14 protein-coding genes are annotated in these 19195 nt (G+C 70.9%); 10 read left to right on the top strand and 4 right to left on the bottom strand.

The genetic code is table 11. The features are described 5' to 3' along the window. Nucleotides 1-2 precede the first annotated feature (2 nt). The 8 genes from JOY88_RS20060 to gspF all read left to right on the top strand — a co-directional run bounded on the left by JOY88_RS20060 (nt 3) and on the right by gspF (nt 9157). Nucleotides 3-608, top strand: coding sequence for a type II secretion system protein GspJ (locus JOY88_RS20060; RefSeq protein ID WP_293504415.1), 606 nt, complete (start codon nt 3-5; stop codon nt 606-608). Further along, nucleotides 605-1573 carry a type II secretion system minor pseudopilin GspK gene (gspK, locus tag JOY88_RS20055; protein ID WP_293504414.1) on the top strand — a complete coding sequence of 323 codons (969 nt, stop codon included), beginning with the start codon at nt 605-607 and terminating at the stop codon, nt 1571-1573. Before JOY88_RS20060 ends, gspK begins: the two co-directional genes overlap by 4 nt. A gap of 106 nt (nt 1574-1679) precedes the next feature. Beyond that, the gene (gene gspL, locus JOY88_RS20050; RefSeq protein ID WP_293504413.1) at nt 1680-2930 is read left to right on the top strand and encodes a type II secretion system protein GspL; all 1251 of its coding nucleotides are present in this window, start codon (nt 1680-1682) and stop codon (nt 2928-2930) included. Next, the gene (locus JOY88_RS20045) at nt 2930-3457 is read left to right on the top strand and encodes a type II secretion system protein M (protein ID WP_293504412.1); all 528 of its coding nucleotides are present in this window, start codon (nt 2930-2932) and stop codon (nt 3455-3457) included. Before gspL ends, JOY88_RS20045 begins: the two co-directional genes overlap by 1 nt. Further along, nucleotides 3457-4338, top strand: a complete 882-nt coding sequence (gspN, locus tag JOY88_RS20040; RefSeq protein WP_293504411.1) for a type II secretion system protein N — start codon at nt 3457-3459, stop codon at nt 4336-4338. Before JOY88_RS20045 ends, gspN begins: the two co-directional genes overlap by 1 nt. A gap of 2 nt (nt 4339-4340) precedes the next feature. After that, the gene (gene gspD / locus JOY88_RS20035) at nt 4341-6506 is read left to right on the top strand and encodes a type II secretion system secretin GspD (protein WP_293504410.1); all 2166 of its coding nucleotides are present in this window, start codon (nt 4341-4343) and stop codon (nt 6504-6506) included. A 4-nt stretch (nt 6507-6510) separates the two neighbouring features. Next, entirely contained in the window at nt 6511-7935 is a 1425-nt protein-coding gene (gspE, locus tag JOY88_RS20030; protein WP_293504409.1) for a type II secretion system ATPase GspE, read from the top strand. A 10-nt stretch (nt 7936-7945) separates the two neighbouring features. Then, nucleotides 7946-9157 carry a type II secretion system inner membrane protein GspF gene (gene gspF, locus JOY88_RS20025; protein ID WP_293504408.1) on the top strand — a complete coding sequence of 404 codons (1212 nt, stop codon included), beginning with the start codon at nt 7946-7948 and terminating at the stop codon, nt 9155-9157. A 108-nt stretch (nt 9158-9265) separates the two neighbouring features. Here gspF and JOY88_RS20020 read toward each other — a convergent pair whose 3' ends face one another. Continuing rightward, nucleotides 9266-10825, bottom strand: a complete 1560-nt coding sequence (locus JOY88_RS20020) for a methyl-accepting chemotaxis protein (protein WP_293504407.1) — start codon at nt 10823-10825, stop codon at nt 9266-9268. Between the two features lie 175 nt (nt 10826-11000). Between JOY88_RS20020 and JOY88_RS20015 the strand changes: the two genes are divergently transcribed. Beyond that, nucleotides 11001-11891, top strand: coding sequence for a 5'-nucleotidase (locus JOY88_RS20015; protein WP_293504406.1), 891 nt, complete (start codon nt 11001-11003; stop codon nt 11889-11891). A gap of 51 nt (nt 11892-11942) precedes the next feature. Here the strand turns inward: JOY88_RS20015 and JOY88_RS20010 are convergent, their stop codons facing one another. Further along, nucleotides 11943-12713, bottom strand: coding sequence for a PEP-CTERM sorting domain-containing protein (locus JOY88_RS20010; protein ID WP_293504405.1), 771 nt, complete (start codon nt 12711-12713; stop codon nt 11943-11945). A gap of 193 nt (nt 12714-12906) precedes the next feature. Between JOY88_RS20010 and JOY88_RS20005 the strand changes: the two genes are divergently transcribed. After that, complete coding sequence (locus JOY88_RS20005) at nt 12907-16254, top strand: S41 family peptidase (protein WP_293504404.1); 3348 nt, start codon at nt 12907-12909, stop codon at nt 16252-16254. 46 nt (nt 16255-16300) lie between these two features. Here the strand turns inward: JOY88_RS20005 and JOY88_RS20000 are convergent, their stop codons facing one another. Next, complete coding sequence (locus JOY88_RS20000; protein WP_293504403.1) at nt 16301-17542, bottom strand: AI-2E family transporter; 1242 nt, start codon at nt 17540-17542, stop codon at nt 16301-16303. A gap of 157 nt (nt 17543-17699) precedes the next feature. Next, on the bottom strand, nt 17700-18926 hold the full coding sequence (gene tyrS / locus JOY88_RS19995; RefSeq protein WP_293504402.1) for a tyrosine--tRNA ligase: 1227 nt from the start codon (nt 18924-18926) through the stop codon (nt 17700-17702). Nucleotides 18927-19195: the final 269 nt, after the last annotated feature.

Genomic DNA, 19195 nt, shown 5'->3' with positions numbered 1-19195 from the left:
GCATGAAGTCGCGCGGATTCACGCTGGTCGAGGTGCTGGTGGCGCTGCTCGTCATGGCCATCATGGCGGCCATGGCCTGGCGCGGCATCGACGCCCTCGTCAGGAGCCGCGAGATCGCGCAGGCCGGCCTGGCCCAGACGGCACGGCTGCAAACCGTGCTGGCGCAGTGGGAGGTCGACCTGCGCGCACTGCAGGACAGCCACAGCGCCGTGCCGCCGCTGGCCTTCGATGGCGGCAACCTCGTGTTGACCCGTCAGGCCACGGCCGGCCTGCAAGTCGTCGTGTGGAGCCTGCGCGAGAGCAGCCTGTGGCGCTGGGAGAGCCCGGCCGTGCGCACACTGCAAGACCTCGAGGACCAGCGCCAGCGCGGCCTGCAGCAGCTCGCCCAGCGCAACCCGGCGCTGCGCGCCCTCGACGGCGTGGCCGGCTGGCAGTTCTACTGCTACTGGGGCAATGCCTGGAGCAACTGCCAGTCCACCGGCAACGCCGAGGGCCCCCAGAAACCCGCCAACCCGACGCCGGCCGGCCTGCGCATCGCGATGCAGTTCGCCGATGGCAGCGGCCTGAGCGGCACGCTGACGCGCGAGCTGGAGATCACCGTCCGATGAAGACCCGCCTGCGACAACGCGGCGCGGCGCTGCTGACCGCGATGATCATCGTCACGCTGATCGCCAGTCTCGCGGCCGGCATGGTCTGGCAGCAGTACCGCGCCGTGCAGATCGAGGCCGCCGACCGCGCGCGCGCGCAGAGCGCCTGGATCCTGCAGGGCGCGCTGGACTGGGCGCGGCTGATCCTGCTGGAAGACGCCAAGCAGAACCGCAACAAGCCCGTCGACCATCTCGGCGAGCCCTGGGCTGTGCCACTGGCCGAGGCGCGGCTGTCCACCTTCCTGGCGACCGCCCCCTTGACAGCCGACGACGGCCCCGAGGCCTTCCTGTCTGGCAGCATCGAGGACGCGCAGAGCCGCTACAACCTGCGCGCGCTGCTCGGTGGCCCCAAGGTGCCCGAGCTGGAGCAGCGCGTGCTGGAGCGGCTGTGCAGCCAGGTCAATGCGCCGCCAGGCACGGCCGCGCTCATCATCGCCGGCCTGCGCGATGCATTCCCGACGCCGGCCAGTGGCGCCAGCCAGCCGCCGGCTGACAGCGGCCCGCTGCAACCCGCCGGCCTCGACCAGCTGTCCTGGTTCGGCCTTGACGCCGACACCTTGCAGCGCCTGCGACCCTATGTCGTGCTGCTGCCCAAGGCCACGCCGGTCAACCTGAACACCGCGCCGCGCGAGGTCATCGCGGCGCTGTTCGACGGTGTCGACCTGGCCACGGCCGAACGCCTCGTGCAGGGCCGCAAGGCTAAGCCGCTGCAGGATGTGACCAGCGATGCCGCCGCCTACCTGCCGGCCGCCGCGCTGGCCCAGGCCACAGGCACCCGCGCGTCCGTGGCCTCGTCCTTCTTCGTCGTCACCGGCCGGCTGCGCCTGGACGAGCGCCAGCTCGAACAGCGCTCGCTGATCGAGCGCAGGGACCTGAACATGGTCGTGCTGGCGCGCGAGCGCATCAACCAGTTGCTGAATCGATAGACGCTTGAACTCGACGCCGGCTACAGATCCTCGCCCCAGGCCCGCCCCCGGCGTCGGGAACTTCATCACCCCCTCCTAGAATGCGCCGCGCCTGATCACACCCCCAATGAGCACCCTGCTGCTGTTCCTGCCCCCCCGGACGCGCCTGCACGCGCCGGGCCGGGCCGCGCCCGAGACGCCGAATGCCGACGCACCGCGCGAGTACGACTACGTGCTGACGCCGGACGGCCGCGAGACAGGCGCCGAGGGCCGCGCCGCCGCCGCGGCACTTCCGGCGGCGGACAGCGTCGTCGCCGTCGTCGCCGAGTCCGACGTCAGCTGGCGCCGCGTCGAGTTGCCGCGCGCCGGCCGCCAGATGCGTGCCGCACTGGCCGGCAAGCTCGAGGAGTCCTTGCTCGACGACCCCGACGCACTGCATTTCGCGCTGGAGCCTGATGCGCGGGGTGGCGACAGCGCCTGGGTCGCCATCACCTCCAGGCCCTGGCTGGCCGACCATCTCGCCCAGCTGGAAGCCGCCCAGGTGTTCATCGAGCGCGTCGCGCCGCTGTCCTGGCCGGACGAGCAGGCGCGCGGGCATTTCTTCGAGACCCAGGGCGAGCGCGACGCGGCCGGCATCGCGCTGCGCTGGAGCCATGCCGACGGCGTGGCGACGCTGCCGCTGGACGGCGGTCTGGCGCGGCAGTTCTTCACGCCCGACCTCGTGCATGCCGCGCAATGGACGGCCACGCCCGCCACCGCGACGGCCGCCGAGCGCTGGCTCGGCACCCCCGTCACCGTGCAGACGCCAGCCCGGCGCGCGCTGGCCGTCGTCGACAACGCCTGGAACCTGCGCCAGTTCGACCTCGCGCCGCGCGCCCGCGGCGTTCGCGCGCTGCGCCTCGTCAGCCGCGCGCTGATGCGCAAGCCCTGGCGCCCGGTGCGCTACGGTCTGGCCGGCCTGGCGCTTGTGCAGCTGCTGGGGCTGAACCTGTGGGCCTGGCACCAGCACCGCGAACTGGCCGCGCGCCGCGCCGCCGTCACGGCGACGCTGACCGACGCCTTCCCGCAGGTGCGCGCCATCCTCGATGCGCCGGTGCAGATGCAAAAACAACTGGACCTGCTGCGCGCCAGCGCCGGCAGCGTTGGCGAGCAGGATTTCGAAACCCTGCTCGGTGCCGCCGCCCTCGCCTGGCCCGGCGACCGCCCGCCCACCGACGCGCTGGCCTTCGAACCCGGCCGGCTGACCGTCTCGGCCCAGGGCTGGGCACCGAACCAGATCGACAACTTCCGCACCCAGCTGCGCAGCGAAGGCTGGCAGCTGGACGCCAGCGAGGGCAAGCTGACCATCAGCCGCGCCACACCGCGAGGACGCCCCTGATGGCCAGTTTCCGCAACCCCGCCGGTGGCGCGGGCATCGCCGCCCAGTTCCGCCAGGCCCAGGCCCGGACGCTGGCGCAATGGCAGGCCCTGGGCGACCGCGAGCGCCTGGCGCTCGGTGGCGTCGGCGCGCTGCTGGGCCTGCTGGTGGCCTGGAGCCTGCTGCTTGCACCGGCGCTGCGCACGCTGAGGACGGCGCCCGCCGAGCTGGAGCAGCTCGAGCTGCAGCTTCAGCAGATGCAGGCCCAGGCCCAGGAGGCCCGCGCGCTGCGCGCCGCACCGGCAGTGCCGCCGGCCCAGGCCCAGGCGGCACTGACCGCCTCGGTCGAACACCTCGGCCCCGCGGCGCGCCTGAACCTGGCCGGCGACCGCGCCGTCATCACGCTCAACGGCATCACGCCCGAGACGCTGCAGGGCTGGCTGGCCGAGGTGCGCTCGGCCGCCCGCGCCCGCCCCGTCGAGGCCCAGCTGACACGTGGCCCCAGGGGTTACGCCGGCACGCTGGTGCTCAGCCTGGGGAGCAACTAATGGCCTGGCTCAGGACAAGCGCACCGGCCCACGACGCCTTGCTCGCCGGCAACCACGCCGGTGGCCGCGCGGTACGCCATCTGACGCCCAGGCGCTGGAGCCTGCTCGGCGGGTTGGTGGGCGTCATCTGCGCGCTGATCGCCTTCGCGCCGGCGAGCTGGCTGGCGCGCGCGCTGGCCTCGGCGACCGGCGAGCACCTGCTCATCGTCGACACGCGCGGCAGCGTATGGAACGGCTCGGGCGTGCTGGTGCTGACCGGCGGCGCCGGCAGCCGTGACGCCGCCGCCCTGCCCGGCCGCCTGCACTGGCGCATGGCGCCCAAGCTGCAGGCCTGGAGCCTGGGCCTGCAACTGGCCGCCCGGCAGGACTGCTGTATCAATGGCGAGCTGTTGCTGGACATCAAGCCGGGGCTCGGGCACATGGAGGTCGGCGTCGGCACCAAGGCCGACTGGCTGGCCCGCCTGCCGGCCGACCTGCTGGCGGGCCTGGGCACGCCCTGGAACACGCTGCAACTGGGCGGCTCGCTGCGGCTGTCGGCCCGCGAGCTGCGGCTGGAGTGGGCGCAGGGCCGCTGGCGCCAGCTCGGCGAGCTGCAGCTGGAGCTGCTCAATCTGTCCTCGCGCGTCTCCACCGTCGCGCCGCTGGGCAGCTATCGCTTCACCGTGACGGCCGATCCGGCCAATCCCGGCCTCAGCCTGCTGCACCTGTCCACGCTGGAGGGTGCGCTGCAGCTGTCCGGCGCGGGCACGCTCAGCAGCGGCGGCAAGAGCCGCTTCGTCGGCGAGGCCGGCGCCGCGCCGGGCCGCGAGGAAGCGCTGAACAATCTGCTGAACATCATCGGGCGCCGCCAGGGGGCCCGCTCCGTCCTGACGATCGGATGATCATGAATCTCCAACGCACCGCCACGGCCTTCGCCGCCCTGCTGCTGGCAAGCAGCAGCGCGCTCGCCCAGCCCGACACCGTCCAGCGCGGCAAGCCCGCCGGCCCGGCCGTCAAGGCCAGTTCGCCGGTCACGCTGAATTTCGTCAACGCCGACATCGAGGCCGTGACACGCGCCATCGGCGTGATGCTGAATCGCCAGATCATCATCGACCCGCGCGTCAAGGGCACGATCACGGTCTACAGCGAGCAGCCGGTGTCGGTGGCCGAGGCCTACCGCAACTACCTGGCGGCGCTGCGCGGCCTGGGCTTCACCGTCGTCGAGGCGGCGGGCTTCCTGAAGGTGCTGCCCGAGCCCGACGCCAAGCTGCAGGCGGGCTCGGTGGCCGTCGAGACCAGCAACGCGCGCGGCGACCAGATCCTGACGCAGATCTTCCGCATCCAGCACGAGAACGCGAACAACCTCGTGGCCGTGCTGCGCCCCCTGATCAGCCCCAACAACACCATCAACGCCAACCCGGGCAACAACAGCCTGGTCATCACCGACTACGCCGACAACCTGCAGCGCATCGCCAAGATCATCGCGGCCATGGACACGCCGGGCAGTAGCGACATCGAGATCGTGCCGCTGAAGCACGCCGTCGCGGCCGACCTGGCGCCGCTGGTGCAGCGCCTGGCCGATGGCGGCACCGCCATTGCCGCGGGCGTGCCGGGGCAGGGCAGCAGCGCCGTCAACGTGCTGGTGGACCCACGCTCCAACGGCCTCATCCTGCGCGCCAGCAACCCGGCCCGCCTGGCCGCCGTGCGCGCCATGGTCGACAAGCTGGACCAGCCCAGCGCCGACGGCGGCAACAACATCCGCGTCGTCTACCTGAAGAACGCCGACGCCGTGAAGCTGGCCACCGTGCTGCGCGCGGCCTTCGGCGCCGCCGCAGCGGGCGGCAGCGCCGGCGGCTCGTCCGGCAGCACCAGCCCGACGGGCGCCGGTTCGCTGGCCGCGCCGGGCCAGGGCCTGCCCGGTGCGACGTCTAACACCGGCACCAATGCGGGCGGCTTGAGCTCCGCCGCCGCGACGGCGCCGCTGAGCCAGTCCTCCGGCCCCTCCACCGGCGGCTTCGTGCAGGCCGACCCGTCGACCAATTCCCTCGTCATCACGGCACCCGAACCGCTGTACCGCCAGGTCCGCGCCGTCATCGAGCAACTGGACTCGCGCCGCGCCCAGGTCTACGTGGAGTCGCTGATCGTCAAGATCGACAACACCAAGGCCGCCCAGTTCGGCGTGCAGTGGCAGAACCTGTTCGGCAGCAAGGGTGACAGCACCATCACCGGTGCGGGCACCAACTTCGGCACCGGCCTGGCCAACATCATCAATGCCACCGGCGCCGTGGCTGGCGGCACGGCCGGCGTGACGACCGCACTGGCCAACGGCTCCCCGCCGGCGGGCCTGAACATCGGCCTGCTGAAGAAGTTCGGCAGCGTCTACACGCTGGGCGCGGTGGCCAACTTCTTCGAGAGCCAGAGCGGCGCCAACGTGCTGTCCACGCCCAACCTGGTGGCGCTGGACAACGAGGAGGCCCGCATCGTCATCGGTCAGAACGTGCCCTTCGTGACCGGCTCCTACGCCAATACGGGCACGACGACCGGGGGCACCGTCAACCCGTTCACGACGGTGGACCGCAAGGACGTGGGCCTGACGCTGAAGGTCAAGAGCCAGATCGGCGAGGGTGGCACCGTGCGCATGGTGGTCTACCAGGAGAACTCCTCGGTGACGTCCACCGGCGTCAACGGCCCCACGCTGGACAAGAGCGCCATCGAGACCAGCGTGGTCGTCGACGACGGCGACGTCCTCGTGCTGGGCGGCCTGCTGAAGGACGAATACTCCGACGGCGACAACGGCGTGCCGGGCCTGTCCAAGATCCCGCTGATCGGCAACCTGTTCAGCAGCAAGAACCGCACGCGCGTGAAGACCAACCTGATGGTCTTCCTGCGCCCTGTCGTCATGCGCAGCGCCGAGAGCGCCAACCAGTTGACGCTGGACCGCTACCAGAGCATCCGCGCCGTGCAGGAGGGTGCCCAGCCGCAGAAGAGCGCCATCCTGCCCGACACCGGCGCGCCGCTGCTGCCCGACCCCAAGACGGCGTCGCCGACCAAGGCCCTGCCGCAGCAGTAAACCGATGGCCGCGACCCGCCACCCCCTGCCCTATGCCTTCGCGAAGGCCAACTGCGTGCTGCTGGAGGACGACGGCAGCCTGTTGACGCTGTGGGCGCCACCCGAGGTCGGCTGGGCCACCTTGTCCGAGGTGCAACGCCTTTACGCCGTGGACCGCCTCGAATCCGAGACCGCGAACTCGCTGGCCGAACGCATTCACGCGGCCTATGCGGGCAGCGAGTCCAGCGCCGCCGTCGTCGTCGGCGAGGTGGAGAGCGCGGTGGACCTGTCGCGCATGATGCAGGACCTGCCCGCCGTGGAGGACCTGCTGGAGGCCGCCAACGACGCGCCCATCATCCGCATGCTGAATGCGCTGCTGACGCAGGCGGCCAAGGACGGCGCCAGCGACATCCACATCGAGCCCTATGAGCGAGCGTCGTCGGTGCGCTTTCGCGTCGACGGCACGCTGCGCGAGGTGGTGCAGCCCAACCGTGCGCTGCACGCGGCACTGATCTCGCGCCTGAAGATCATGGCCGAGCTGGACATCGCCGAGAAGCGCCTGCCGCAGGACGGGCGCATCTCGCTGCGCATCGGCGGCCGCGCCATCGACGTGCGCGTCTCCACGCTGCCCAGCGCCCACGGCGAACGCGCCGTGCTGCGCCTGCTGGACAAGAGCGAATCCAAGTTCACGCTGGAAGGCCTGGGCATGGACGGCAGCGTGCTTGCGGCCTTCAAGCAGCTGGTGCAACAGCCGCACGGCATCGTCCTCGTCACCGGCCCGACCGGCTCGGGCAAGACCACGTCGCTTTACGCATCGCTGCAGACCGTGGACACCAGCACCACCAACGTGCTGACCGTCGAGGACCCCATCGAGTACGAGCTGCCCGGCATCGGCCAGACCCAGGTCAACAGCAAGATCGACCTGAGCTTCGCCAAGGCCTTGCGCGCCATCCTGCGCCAGGACCCGGACGTCATCATGATCGGCGAGATCCGCGACTACGAGACCGCGCAGATCGCCATCCAGGCCTCGCTCACCGGCCACCTGGTGCTGGCCACGCTGCACACCAACGACGCACCCAGCGCCGTCACGCGGCTGACCGACATGGGCGTGGAGCCCTTCCTGTTGAGCAGCTCGCTGCTGGGCGTGCTGGCCCAGCGCCTGGTGCGCCGGCTGTGCCCGGCATGCAAGCGCTCCGACGAGCAGGGCCGCTGGCACCCCGTGGGCTGCGAGGCCTGCGGCCACACCGGCTACAAGGGCCGCACGGGCGTCTACGAGCTGATGGTGGCCGACGACGCCGTGCGCGGCCTCATCCACAACCGTGCGCCCGAGAGCCAACTGCACGCCGCCGCCGTGGCCAACGGCCTGCGCTCCATGCGCGAGGACGGCGAGAGGCTGATCCAGGCCGGCGTCACGTCGCTGGAAGAAGTGCTGCGCGTCACCCGAGACTAGGTTACCGCTCGTGCCCGCCTACAAGTACGAAGCCCTCAGCGACGCCGGCCGGCAGAACAGCGGCCTGATCGAGGCCGACAACCCGCGCGCCGCGCGCGCCGCCGTGCGCGCGCTGGGCCTCACGCCGCTGTCCATCGACGTGGTGCAGCAGCATGGCGCGCAGGAGGGCAGCCGCTTCACGCGCCGCGTGTTCGGGCCGACGGCGCTTGCGGTCTGGACGCGCCAGCTGGCCGGCCTGGTCGGTTCGGGCCTGCCCATCGAGCGCGCGCTCACCGCCCTGGCCGACGAGAGCGAGGACTCCAAGCAGCGCGAGCTCATCAGCCAGCTCAAGGCCGAGGTCAACGCCGGTGCCGCCTTCGCGCGCGCGCTGGCATCGGCGCCGCGCGAGTTCGACGAGGTCTACCGCGGCGTCGTCGCCGCCGGCGAGCAGAGCGGTGCGCTGGGCCAGGTGCTGGAGAAGCTGGCCGACGACCTGGAGGAGCGGCAGGACCTGAAGGCCAAGCTGATCGGCGCCATGGCCTACCCGGCCATCGTGTCGCTGATCTCGGTATTCATCGTCATCTTCCTCGTCACCTACGTGGTGCCGCAGATCGCAACGGTGTTCACCAGCTCCAAGCGCACGCTGCCGGTGCTGACCGTCGCGATGCTGGCCATCAGCGACTTCGTGCGCACCTGGGGCTGGGCGCTGCTGGCCGGCCTGGTGGCCGGCGGCGCGGCCTTGCGCTTCGCGCTGAAGGCCCCGGCCTTCCGGCTGCGCTTTGACGCCGGCATCCTGGGCCTGCCGCTGGTGGGGCGGCTGGCCCGCGGCTACAACGCGGCGCGCTTTGCAGGCACTCTGGCCATGCTGGCTGGCGCCGGCGTGCCCATCCTGAAGGCGCTGCAGGCTGCGGCCGAGACGCTGTCCAACCGCGCGATGCAGGCCGATGCGCTGGATGCATTGGTGCAGGTGCGCGAAGGCGCGCCGCTGGGCTCGGCACTGGCCGGCAAGAAGCGCTTCCCCGGCATCCTCGCGATGTTCGCCCGCCTGGGCGAGCAGACCGGCCAGTTGCCCGAGATGCTGGGCCGCGCCGCGCGCCAGCTTGGCGTTGAGGTGCAGCGCCGCTCGATGGCGGCAGCCACGCTGCTGGAGCCGTTGCTCATCGTCGCAATGGGCGCCATCGTGCTGCTCATCGTGCTGGCCGTGCTGCTGCCCATCATCCAGCTCAACACCTGGGTCAAATAGCCTTCGCTTCGCGACGAGGCTGCGGCCCCTCGAGGGGCTCCCCCAATGGCCCGGCAAGGCCGGTTCCGTGGGGGTGCCTGAGGGACGATGACGCTGCGCGCGTCGGGGTCAGTGCAGACGGAACGTCGCGACGACGTCGCTGAGGCGGCTGGCCTGTTCCTTCAGGCTCTCGGCGGCGGCCGTGGATTCCTCGACGAGCGCGGCGTTCTGCTGCGTCATCTGGTCCAGCTCAGCCACCGCCTGGTTGATCTGGCCTATGCCCTGGCTCTGCTCGCCTGCGGCCGTGCTGATCTCGCCCACGATGTCGGTCACGCGCTGCACGCTTTCGACGATCTCGGTCATCGTCTGGCCCGCGTCGCCGACGAGGCGCGTGCCGGCCTCGACCCGGTCGACGCTCGCGCCTATCAGCGTCTTGATCTCCTTGGCAGCCTCGGCGCTGCGCTGGGCCAGCGTGCGCACCTCGCCCGCGACGACGGCAAAGCCCCGGCCCTGCTCGCCGGCCCGGGCCGCCTCGACGGCCGCGTTCAGCGCCAGTATGTTGGTCTGGAAGGCGATGCCGTCGATGGTGCCGATGATGTCGCTGATCTTCTGGCTGGACTGGTGGATCTCGGTCATCGTGCCGACGACCTCGGCCACGACGCTGCCGCCGCGCCGGGCCACGTCGGCCGCGGAGCCGGTCAGTTGGTTGGCCTGGGCGGCCGAATCGGCGCTCTGGCGCACCGTGCTGGTCAGCTCCTCCATCGCACTGGCTGTCTCCTCCAGGTTGGAGGCCGTCTGCTCGGTGCGGGCACTGAGGTCCAGGTTGCCGCTCGCGATCTGCGTGCTGGCCGTGGAGATGTTGTCCACGACGACACGCACCTCGTGCAGCGCCCGACGCAAGGCCTCCCGCATCGCGTCGATGGCGCGCAGCAACTGGCCGGTCTCGTCGTTGCGATAGTGGCGCTGGGGCGCGCCGGTCAGGTCCATGTCGGCGATCGCGCGGGCCGCGCGCTCGGCCGCGCGCAGCGGACCGGTGATGCCGCGCGTCAACGCAACGCTCAGCGCGATGCCGACGGCCAGCGCCAGCGCCGTGCAGCCGGCCAGCAGCCACATCGTGAGCGCGCGCAGCGCCTCCACCTTCACGGCCGACGCGTCGAGCTGCGCGCGCTGGCGCCTGGCGAGATCCGCCACGGCGTCGAGATAGGTCTTTGAATCGGGCTCGAAGCGCTCCGCGAACAGCTTGGCCGCGCCCGCGGCATCGCCCTCCTTCTTGGCCTTGTTGACGGCCTCGCGGGCCGCCAGGTAGGCCTTGCGCAGCTCGCCGATGCGGGTGAACAGCGCGCGCTCCTCGGCCGAGGTCAGCGCCGCCTCGATCTGCTTCTGCAGTTCGCTGGTCTCCTGGATGGCCGCGGCCGTGGCCGGGGCGAAGTACTCGACCAGCGAGGCGTCGCTGCTCTTCGCGATGGCCGCGGCGCGCTGCACGCCAGAGCTGGTGTTGCGCATCCAGTCCACCGCCGCGCGCTCCACCTTCAGGTTGCGGTTCAGCATCTCCTCCACCTCCGCCCCCAGCTCGCGCAGCTGCCAGATGGCGACGATGCTGGCGAACAGGGACAGGCCCAGGATGCAGGACAGCACCAGCGCTAGCCGGCGGCCGATGGAGCCCTGGCGGGCGATGGCGATGGAGGACATGGGGACACTCGGTTGGTGCGGCCGCCGCAGCGGACGCGGGCAAAACCCCGCATGTTCGCGGCCGGGCCGCCGGTTTGCCAGTCTTTTTCAAGGGTAAACCCTTGGTTTGCGCGGATTGCTTCACGGAATCCGCGCCGGCGCGGCGACACGACGCCGCCCCCTATCATCGGCAGCCATGCCAGCCAGCCTCAGCGGTCAACTCGTCGTGGCGATCTCGTCGCGCGCCCTTTTCGATTTCGAGGCCGAGAACCAGGTCTACGAGGCCGAGGACGACCACGCCTACATGGCCTTGCAGCAGCGCCTGATCGACGAGCCTGCCCGTCCCGGCGTGGCCTTCTCGCTGGTGAAGAAGCTGCTGGCCTTCAATGCCGGCGGCGTGCAGCGGGTGGAGGTGGTGGTGCTGTCGCGCAACGACCCCATCTCGGGCCTGCGCGTGTTCCGCTCGGCGGCCCATTACGGCCTCGCGGTGGAGCGCGGCGTGTTCACGCGCGGCGCGGCGCCCTGGCGCTATCTGCGGCCGCTGTCGGCCCAGCTGTTCCTGTCGGCCAACGACGCCGATGTGCGCCAGGCACTGGCTGCCGGCGTCGCCGCGGCGCGCGTGATGCCTTTCGCCGCCCAAGCCTCGGCCGAGCATCCGGACGAGCTGCGCATCGCCTTCGACGGCGACGCGGTGCTGTTCTCCGACGAGGCCGAGCAGGTCTACCAGCGTGACGGCCTCGCGGCCTTCCGCGAGCATGAGAGCGAGCGCGCCCGCCAGCCGCTGCCGGCCGGGCCGTTCAAACCGGTGCTGGAGGCGCTGCACCGGCTGCAGCAGGCGCCGGGCATGAGGATCCGCACGGCGCTGGTCACGGCGCGTAGCGCGCCGGCCCACGAGCGCGCCATCCGCACGCTGATGGACTGGCAGATCGGGGTCGACGAGGCGATGTTCCTCGGCGGCCTGGCCAAGGGCGAGTTCCTGCGCGAGTTCGAGCCGGACTTCTTCTTCGACGACCAGGCCGGCCATGTCGAGAGCGCCGCGGCCCATGTGCCGGCCGGCCAGGTGGCGGCTGGCATCGCGGCCCGATGAAAAGCCGACGGCCCCGCGAGGGGCCGTCGTGCGGTACGAGGCGCGGACCGCTCAGCTGCGGCGGCGGCGCGCGATGAAGCCGATGGCGCCGATGCCGGCCAGCAGCATCGCGTAGGTGCTGGGCTCCGGCACGGCGGCGGCCACGGCGTTGAAGCGCACGTTGTCGATGGCCAGGCCGTGGTCGGCGCCGACGTCGTCGATGTCGGTCCAGCGCACCCACAGCGTCTGGCCCGCGGCCCAGCCGGTCGTCACGGTGCCGCCGATGTTGGCAGTCTTGCCGACGCTGCTGCCGTCCACGGTGCCCGCGGTGGCCGTGTTGACCAGCGAGTTGAAGTTGAAGCCGGCGCCGGCACTCTGCCAGGCCACGGTGCTGTAGCTGCTGCCGAAGCCGTAGTCGAAGGTCAGCGACTGCACGTTGGTGTTGCCGCCGTTGCGCCACTGCTCGCCGTCATACAGCAGCGTGAAGCCGGCAAGCGCAGCGCCGCTGTTGTTGGTCAGGGCCAGCGCGTAGTTCATCGTGCCGGTGGAGCTGCTGGCGACGGAGCCCAACGCACGGTCGCTGGACGTACCGGTGCCGAAGCTGTAGAAGCCGCCGCCATTGTTGCTGCCGTTGCCGGCAGTCACCGTCAGCGCGGTGCCGTTGCTGCGGTACAGGCTCCAGCCCGGCAGCGTCGAATCGTTGACGAAGGTGACGCTGCCCGAGGCGGGCAGGCTGTCGAAATTCTGGCTGTAGGTGAAGGACGGGCCGGTCACGGACACCGTGGCGTGGGCGGACAGCGCGGCCATCAGGCCAGCCGAGGCGAGCAGGAACTTGGGGGACATGCGTTCTCCAGAGACGTTTGAAGGACAGTAACGACTCTGACTATCACGTCAGAATTGGTCAATACGATGAATCCTGCCCCTCGAATCCGGGGGGTAGCCACCCAGCGCCGTCGGCCGGGTGGTACCGGCGCCGTGACGAATCTCCGGCCCTTGCGGCACCCCACACAATCGCGCCTCTTCGAGGAGACCCTGAATGTCACGCTTCCGTCTGGCCGTCCTGTCGGCCACGACCGCCCTGCTCGCCACGGCGAGCCCGGCCACCTGGGCCGGCATCGCCGGCTTCTACCGCCAGCCCGCGCTGCACGGTGAGCAGATCTATCTCGTCGCCGAGGGCGACCTCTGGCGCGTCGGCCTGGCCGGCGGCGAAGCCCAGCGGCTGACCACCCACCCGGGCCAGGAGAACCAGCCTGCCGTGTCGCCCGATGGCCGCTGGCTGGCTTTCACGGCGCAGTACGACGGTGGCACCGAGATCTACCTGATGCCCGCCGCCGGCGGCGTGCCCAGGCGCCTGACCTGGGAAGGCGGTGGCATGCGCGTCTGGGGCTTCACGGCCGCGGGCGAGGTCCTCTACACCAGCCTGGACGCCCGTCCGGGCTCGCAGCTGTTCGCGCTGGACGTGAAGACCGGCCAGCGCCGCCAGCTGCCCGTGGGCCAGGCCAGCGACGCCGCGCTGAGCGCCGACGGCCGGACGCTGTACTTCACCCGCAGCGGCCTGCGCAGCGACAACGCGCGCCAGTACCGCGGCGGCGCCATCGCGCGACTGTGGGCACTGGACCTGGGCGGCAATGCCGAGGCCAGACCGCTGCTCGCCGAAGGCAGCAACGACCGCCGCCCGATGCCCTACCGGGCCGGCGGCGCGGAGCGCATCGCCTTCCTGTCCGACCGCGACGGCACGGTCAACCTGTGGTCGGTCGATGCCAAGGGCGGCGACCTGCGCCAGCACAGCACGCACAAGGGCTGGGATATCCGCCATGCGTCCATCGACGGCAGCCGCGTCGTCTACGCGCTGGGCGCCGACCTCTACCTCGTCGACCTGGCGCAGCCCGCCGCACCGCGCAAGCTGGACGTGACGCTGGGCGGCGACTTCGACCAGCAGCGCGAACGCTGGATCAAGAAGCCGCAGGACTTCCTCGTCGACACGGCCTTTGCGCCCAACGGCGAGCGCGTGCTGCTGTCCGCCCGCGGCCATCTCGCGACGCAGGGCGTGCAGCAGCTGCGCCGCGCCGAGCTGCCGCAGCCGGCCGACGGCCGCTGCAAGCAGGCCGAGTTCACCAGCGACAGCAAGAGCGTGCTGGCGTTCTGCGACTTCAGCGGCGAGCAAGAGGTCTGGCGCTTTGCGGCCAACGGCAGCGGCCAGCCCGAGCGCCTCACCAGCGGCGGCGCGATGCAGCGCCGCGCGCTGCTGCCGTCGCCGGACGGCAAATGGCTGGCGCACACGGACAAGGAAGGTCGTATCTGGCTGACCGACCTGAAGGCCCCCGCCGGCAAGGGTGTGACGCGCGAGATCGGCCGCAACAAGCTGCCCGGCGTGCCCGACCTGCAGGCCTGGAGCCCCGACAGCCAGACACTGGCCTGGACGCTGCCGCTGCGCAACGCGAACCGTGAGCAGCTTCAGTTGCACCATCTGCCCGACGGCCGCACGCACACGCTGACCACCGACCGCTACGAGACTGGCAGTGCCAGCTTCAGCCCCGACGGCCAGTGGCTCTATCTGGCCTCCGCACGCAACTTCCAGACGACCGGCCCCGGCGGCCCCTGGGGTGACCGCAACACCGGCCCCTTCTTCGGCTTCCGCACCAAGCTCTACGCGCTGGCGCTGCAGCCGGGCCTGCGCTCGCCGTTCGCGCCCAAGGACGAACTGGAATCCGCCGCCGAGAAAAAGGCGGAGGAGCGCAAGGTGGCCGACAAGGACGCCACCGAGCGCAAGCCCGACGAAAAGGACAAGAAGCCGGAAGACAAGAAGCCGGCCAAGCCGGCCATCGTCTTCGAGGGCCTGGCGTCTCGGCTGTACGAGCTGCCCGTGCCGGCCGGCAACTACCGCGCGCTGCGCGCCGAGGGCAAGCGCCTGTGGTTCCTGGACCGCGACCTCGACGGCAAGAGCCAGCTCAAGTCCATCGCCATCGACAACCAGGGCGGCCCGGCCGAGGTCCTGGCCGGCGACGTGCGCTCCTATGCCGTCAGCGCCGACGGCAAGAAGCTGATGGTGGTGCGCAACCTCAGCGGCGGCGCGGCACCCGAGGTGCTCATCGTCGACGCCGCGCCCAAGCTGCCGACGGAACTGGGCAAGTCCCAGGTGCGCTGGAGCGACTGGCAGATCGCCACTCAGCCGCGCGCCGAGTGGAAGCAGATGTTCGCCGATGCCTGGCGCATGCACCGCGACCACTTCTACGACAAGGACATGCACGGCGTGGACTGGACGGCCGCGCGCGCCAAGTACGAGCCGCTGCTGGACCGCGTGACCGACCGCTTCGAGCTGGCCGAGCTGATGGCCCAGATGGTGGGCGAGGTGAGCGCGCTGCACAGCCAGATCGGTGCGGGCGACACCCGCCCCTCGCCGGACGAACCGGGCCTGGCCGGCCTGGGCGGGCGCTTCTCCAAGGCGCCGGGCGGCTGGCGCATCGACGCCATCTACGGCCATGAAGCCGAGCTGCCGTCCGAAGCGCCGCCGCTGGCCGCTGCCAGCGTGAACCTGAAGGTGGGCGACGTCATCACGGCCATCAACGGCCGCCAGACCGCCGACGCGCCACACATCCTGGAGCTGTTGCGCGGCCAGGCCGGCCGCCAGGTGCTGCTGGACGTGAGACTGGCCGACGGCCGGGTGGTGCAGCGCATCGTCACGCCGGTGACGCAGCTGCGCGAGAACCAGTTGCGCTACAACGACTGGCGCGTCGGCCGCGCCCGCGCCGTCGAGCAGGCCGGCCAGGGCCGCATCGGCTACGTGCACCTGCGCGCGATGGGCGCGGCGGACATCGCCGACTTCGTGCGCGAGTTCTACGCCGCCAGTGACCGCGACGGCCTCATCATCGACGTGCGCTACAACAACGGCGGCAACATCGACAGCTGGATCCTGGAGAAGCTGCTGCGCCGCGCCTGGGCCTTCTGGCAGCCGCGCTCGCCCGCCGGCACGCCGGTCAACCCCAACATGCAGAACGTCTACCGCGGCCACACCGTGGTGCTGATGAACGAGGACACCTACAGCGACGGCGAGACCTTCGCCGAAGGCTTCAAACGCCTCAAGCTGGGCCCCGTCATCGGCAAGCGCAGCTCCGGCGCAGGTGTGTGGCTGTCGGACCAGAACCGCCTCGTCGACAACGGCATCATGCGTGCCGCCGAGACGGGCCAGATCGACGCCGAGGGCCGCTTCCTCATCGAGGGCGTGGGCGTGACGCCGGACATCGACGTCGACAACCCGCCGCGCGCGACCTTCATGGGGCAGGATGCGCAACTGGACGCGGCGATCGCGGAGCTTCAGCGCCGCATCGCCGAGCAGCCCGTCCCGGTCGTCAAGCCGGGCCCCTACCTGCGGCCGGTGAAGCCGTAAGTGCACAAGGGAGGCCTCGGCCTCCCTTTTTCCTTCCAGGGGCCGTTCACGGCCCCAGCAGCTCGCCCACCGGCTTGAGGTCGTCCACGTGGTCGCACACGGACTTGACGACCAGCAGGATGGGCACGCCCAGCAGCAGCCCCCACACGCCCCACAGCCAGCCAAACACCAGCACGGCGACGAACACGGCGACCGGGCTCATCTTGCTGGCGCGCCCCGTCCACCAGGGCGCGAGCACGTTGCCGGCCACGGCATGGATGATCAGCGCGACGCCGCCCGCCGCCAGCGCCATCTCCAGCGTGCCGAACTGCACCAGCGCCACGATGGCGGCGGCGCCGCTCAACACGGCCGCGCCCACATAGGGCACGAGGTTGGTGAGACCGGCCGCCAGGCCCCAGGCGCCAGCGTTGGACAGCCCCAGCAGCATGAACGCGCAACCCGTGCAGACGCCCACCGCGACGCTCACGCCCACCTGCACCAGCAGGTAGCGCTGGATCTGGTAGGTGATCTCGTCCAGCGTCTCCACCGTCAGCTTCTTCTGCGTGAAGCTCCTGCCCGCGAGCTTCACCATCTTGCGCCGAAAGCTGCTGCCCGAGGCCAGGATGAAAAGCGCCGTCAGCAGCACGATGGACAGCTTGGTGAGGAAGGACGCGGCTCCCAGCGTGCCGGTCACGAGGTAGCCGCGCACGTCGATTGCATGCTCGGCCGCGGTGGCCGGCGGCGGCCTCCCGGCCGGCTGGCGCGATGGCGCAGCCCTCGGCGCGGCAGGCACGCCGGAGGCGGCGCTGGTGGACGCGGCCACGCCGGCGGCAGCCGTCAGGTCGTCCGCGGCCACGCGCACGCGCTCCAGCGTGGACTCGCGGCCCGCGATGCGCTGCGAGATCTCGCGCACCCGCTGGGTGACGGCCGGCACGGTGTCGATCAGCGCATCCACCTGCCCGCCCAGCGCCGACGCACCCCAGGCCAGCATGCCCACGATGACGCACAGCAGCACCGACGCGCCCAGCGCACGCGGCACGCGCAGCCGCTGCAGCCTGGACACCACCGGCGCCAGCGCATAGCTGAGGATCACGCCCGACAGGATGGGCGCCATCACGTCACGCGACCATTGCAGCGCATACAGGAACAAGAGGGTCGCGATGACGGCCAGCGACAGGCCGCGCACATCCACCGGCATGTGCAGCATCACGCGTCGCGCGTCGCGCGGGGACGGTACCGGCGGCGCGCCGGTGCCCGCCCCGTCCGTCGCCACGGGCGGGCGCGCTTTCACCGGTTGAGGATCCGACATGGCCGCCCCTTGAAGTTGATTCATTGTGGGAGCGGCGCAGCACCCGTGGACGCGGGCGGCGCGAAATCGGATTCGGCTGACAGGGCGGCCTCCTGTCCGCCTTCAGGCTGGTGCGGGCCGTCGCCGGGGCCAGGCGCCCGCGACAGGCCCGCGGCGATCAGCTCAGCACGACCCGCGCAAACTTGCGCTTGCCGACCTGCAGCACATGCTCGCCGGCGTCGAGCTTGAGGCCCTTGTCCGCGATGACCTCGCCGGCGCGGCGCACGCCGCCCTGCTCGACCATGCGCAGGCCTTCGCCGGTGGATGCGACGAGGCCGGCCGCCTTCAGCACCTGGGCGATGCCCATGGGCGCACCGGCCAGCGTCACCTCGGGAATCTCGTCCGGGATGCCGCCCCTGGCGCGGTTGTTGAAGTCGGCCTCGGCCGCATCCGCCGCCGCCGCGCTGTGGAAGCGCGCCGTGATCTCCTTGGCGAGCATGACCTTCGCGTCCTTGGGGTTGCGACCGCCCTCGACCTCGGCCCTCAGCGCGCCGATCTCGGCGAGCGACCTGAAGGACAGCAGCTCGTACCACTTCCACATCTGCGGGTCGCTGATGGACAGGATCTTGGCGAACATGCTGTTGGCCGGCTCGGTGATGCCCACGTAGTTGTTCTTGGACTTGGACATCTTCTCGACGCCGTCCAGCCCCTCCAGCAGCGGCATGGTCAGGATGCACTGCGGCTCCTGGCCGTACTCCTGCTGCAGGTGGCGGCCCATCAGCAGGTTGAACTTCTGGTCGGTGCCGCCCAGCTCCAGGTCGCTCTTCAGTGCAACGGAGTCGTAGCCCTGCATCAGCGGGTAGAGGAACTCGTGGACCGAGATCGGCGTCTGCGCGGCGAAGCGCTTGGTGAAGTCGTCGCGCTCCATCATGCGGGCGACGGTGTACTTGGCCGCCAGCTGGATCAGGCCGGCCGCACCCAGCGGCTCGCTCCATTCGGAGTTGTAGCGGATCTCCGTGCGCGCGGGATCCAGCACCAGCTTGGCCTGGGCGTAGTAGGTCTCGGCGTTGGCCTGGATCTGCTCCTTGGTCAGCGGCGGGCGCGTCGCGTTGCGGCCGGACGGGTCGCCGATCAGCGACGTGAAGTCGCCGATCAGGAAGATGACCTGGTGGCCCAGGTCCTGCAGCTGGCGCATCTTGTTGAGCACCACGGTGTGGCCGACGTGGATGTCGGGCGCAGTCGGGTCCAGGCCCAGCTTGATGCGCAGCGGCACGCACGTCGCAGCCGAGCGCGCCAGTTTCTTCGTCCATTCGGCCTCGGGCAGCAGTTCGTCCACGCCGCGGCGGGTGATGGCCAGGGCCTCGAGGACGGCATCGGTGACGGGATATTGGGGAGCGTCGGACATGGCGCAGCGCGTTCGGCAACAAGCCGAACGAAAGTGTTAAGTTATTGATCCATCGGGGTAAACCGGCATGCCGGGTAGGGCAATGCCGGTAGAATTCACACCTTCGAATCGGGGGTGTTGCTTCAACACAACCGCCAGGATTTTAAGGCCGCCTCGTTGCTGGCCCTCGCGTGGAACCGGCCCGGCCGGGATTGCCCCAGCGACAACCCCGGGATGCAGAGCGTGACCGCAGTCCAGAAACGTCTCCATCAGCTTCAAACAGCGCTGAA

Source organism: Roseateles sp. (assembly GCF_019237615.1).
Taxonomy (GTDB): Bacteria; Pseudomonadota; Gammaproteobacteria; order Burkholderiales; family Burkholderiaceae_C; genus Pelomonas.
Note: the sequence above shows the minus strand (reverse complement) of the source record. Positions and strands in the feature narration are given on the sequence as shown.